Below are 2,571 nucleotides of genomic sequence, written 5' to 3'. Positions count from 1 at the left end.
GCCGTAACGCCGCGCTCGTTCGTGCTGGTCATCCGGTTATTTTGTGATGCAAGCATCACCGGTCCCCAAAGGCGAGGGACCGGTGGCACCCTCATCTTGGTCAGAGATCGGGGCCACCCGCCCTTGATGCTTAGTGATGGAGAAGCTGGCGCAATAGGCGAGCGACGGGAATGTTCTGAAGTATCCCGAGGGAATCAAGTGTCCGAACAAAGAAAACATTCAGTAAAAGATCAAACAATACAAGGTGAAGTGAAAGAGATTTAATTCATTAAAATGTTCGGCATGGGACGACAAACTCCTTCGAATGAGCATTCCGTATGGGGTGATGGTTAGATTATCGTAGGCTCGGAGGTGCCCTGTGCTTATTGCCCCGCTAAAGGGAGCGACACCGAAGAGTGTGGAAGGCCTGCGCGCGCTGATCGGCAACACTCCGATGGTCGAGGTTGTATTTCGGTATCGCGGATCGGTCCGCAGAATCTATGCGAAGGCCGAACATCTCAATCTCACTGGCTCGATCAAGGACCGGATGGCCTTGCATATACTCTGCCGGGCTTATGCCGACGGCAGCCTGGCGCCTGGAACGCCGATCATTGAGGCAACCAGCGGAAACACCGGCATCTCGCTGGCTGGGATCGGCACGGCCATGGGGCATCCGGTGATTATTTATATGCCTGACTGGATGAGCCGGGAGCGTGTTCAGCTGATTCAGTCCTATGGGGCCGAGGTGGTTCCTGTTTCAAGCGAGCAAGGGGGCTTTGTCGGCAGCATCCGCCTTACGTTGGAGCATTGGCAACGCGAACCGCATAGCTTTCTCCCACGCCAGTTTGCCAACTGTGCAAACGTTGAGGCGCACGCGCTTACAACTGGCCCAGAAATTTTGCGGCAACTTGCCAATCGTGGGTTGCGGCTCGACGCGTTTGTCGCCGGAGTCGGAACGGGCGGAACCATCATGGGCGTGGCGAAGGCGCTGAAGAGCGCGGGACATCGTGCGAAACTGTATCCCGTACAACCAGCAGAATCGCCTACGCTTTCTACCGGCCATAAGGTTGGGTCTCATCGGGTGCAAGGAATCTCGGATGAGTTTATCCCCGAGATACTTGAGCTCGATCAGCTTGACGAGATCTTGTCCGTATCCGATGGCGATGCGATCCTGATGGCGCAGAAGCTTGCTTGTACGCTGGGTCTTGCCGTCGGCATTTCGTCGGGATGCAACTTCCTCGCGGCCATTCAGGCGCAGGAGGGTCTTGGACCGGATGCGATCGTAGCAACGATCTTCTGCGACGATAACCGGAAGTACTTGAGCACCGATCTGCTCAAGGTGGAACCGATCAGAGAGACCTATGTGAGCCCAGCGGTGGAGCTTCTCGATTTCCTGGTCGCTTAACTCGAAGGAGGATGGAACGATGGACGAACAGCATGAAAAGCTTCTGGATACGATCGGGCGCAAGATTCTTTCGGAGTTGCAATTGAATGCCCGGATACCGTTCGCCGAGTTAGGCCGCCGTGTCGGGCTATCCACGCCGGCGGTGATGGACCGCGTCCGCAAGCTGGAGGAAGTGGGAATCATTGAAGGCTACAAGGCTGTCATCAACACCAGCCGGCTTGGTTATCCCATCCTGGCGTACATCGGCGTCAACGTGCCTGGAGACGTGATCACTCGTTTTACCACGCAGGTCCGGCGGATCGCGCGCGTCATCGAATGTCATCGGGTGACAGGCTCGCACTCTTTTCTGCTGAAGGTGCTTGCTACTTCCGTCACGGAGCTGGAGCAAGTGATCGACATGCTCACTCCCTATACCGAGACGACAACCTATCTTGTGCTGTCGACGGCGTTCTCGACGAAGGCCATCGACTCGAAGGACGATGTGCTCGAAGGCCAGATCTCGAAGAGTGCGAAGAGTGCGAAGGGACTGAACGTTAGCGGGCGCAAGAATTAAAATATAGCCGAAAGCCAACTTCTCCTTACATCGTTAGGAAAATAGTAGAATCATCAGCATAAACTCCATTCCCAGAGTGTTTCCGCTCCAGTACGCTTGTGTCCATCCTCAATCGCTGCACGCTTCACAGATCGGAGACCACTCTCATGAAACGCATATTTCTCTGCAGTCGTACTATCGCCCTTGCGCTCTTGCTTCTCGCCCTGGCCACCTTTGCGCCGTCACTGAAGGCGCAGACGCAGCCGTTGATCACGACACCCGTCGATGAGAGCAAGCTGGTCACCCTGACGGGGAGCCGCCCTGCTGCACTGAAGGGTGCGAGGGACCTCGGCGCGGCAGATGAGAGCCAGCCCTCCGGGCGCCTGATGGTGACGCTGAAGCGCTCCCCCGAGCAGGAGACTGCGCTGCAGAGCTTCCTGCTGTCGGCGCACCAGCAGTCCTCCCCGAGCTACCACAAGTGGCTCGCGCCCGGAGAGTTCGGCACGCGCTTTGGAGCGGCCGACTCCGATGTGCAGCAGGTGACCGCGTGGATGCAGTCGCATGGACTGACCGTTGCCAAGGTCTCCTCCGGCAAGTCCTCCATTGAGTTCAGCGGCACCATCGGGCAGGTCAACGAGGCGTTCCATACCTCGAT

General features: G+C 57.1%; 4 protein-coding genes. All 4 read left to right on the top strand.

Going from position 1 to position 2,571, the window contains the following annotated elements; genetic code table 11:
* Positions 1–264: hypothetical protein (locus ABSG47_RS20715; protein WP_424172418.1), on the top strand; the 264-nt coding region annotated here is incomplete at its 5' end.
* A 94-nt stretch (positions 265–358) separates the two neighbouring features.
* Positions 359–1,384: a PLP-dependent cysteine synthase family protein gene (locus ABSG47_RS20710; RefSeq protein ID WP_424172415.1), complete on the top strand. Its 1,026-nt coding sequence runs from the start codon at positions 359–361 to the stop codon at positions 1,382–1,384.
* A 19-nt stretch (positions 1,385–1,403) separates the two neighbouring features.
* The gene (locus tag ABSG47_RS20705) at positions 1,404–1,937 is read left to right on the top strand and encodes an Lrp/AsnC family transcriptional regulator (RefSeq protein ID WP_424172413.1); all 534 of its coding nucleotides are present in this window, start codon (positions 1,404–1,406) and stop codon (positions 1,935–1,937) included.
* A gap of 146 nt (positions 1,938–2,083) precedes the next feature.
* A partial coding sequence (locus ABSG47_RS20700) for a protease pro-enzyme activation domain-containing protein (protein ID WP_424172410.1) occupies positions 2,084–2,571 on the top strand: 488 nt, incomplete at its 3' end.

Origin of the sequence: Occallatibacter sp. (assembly GCF_049510455.1) — a bacterium.
Taxonomy (GTDB): Bacteria; Acidobacteriota; Terriglobia; order Terriglobales; family Acidobacteriaceae; genus Telmatobacter.
This window is presented reverse-complemented; position numbering and strand designations above follow the sequence as displayed.

Excerpts from the sequence above, each read along its gene's own strand:
- ABSG47_RS20705 (WP_424172413.1), top strand. The coding sequence starts at position 1,404 with ATGGACGAACAGCATGAAAAGCTTCTGGATACGATCGGGCGCAAGATT.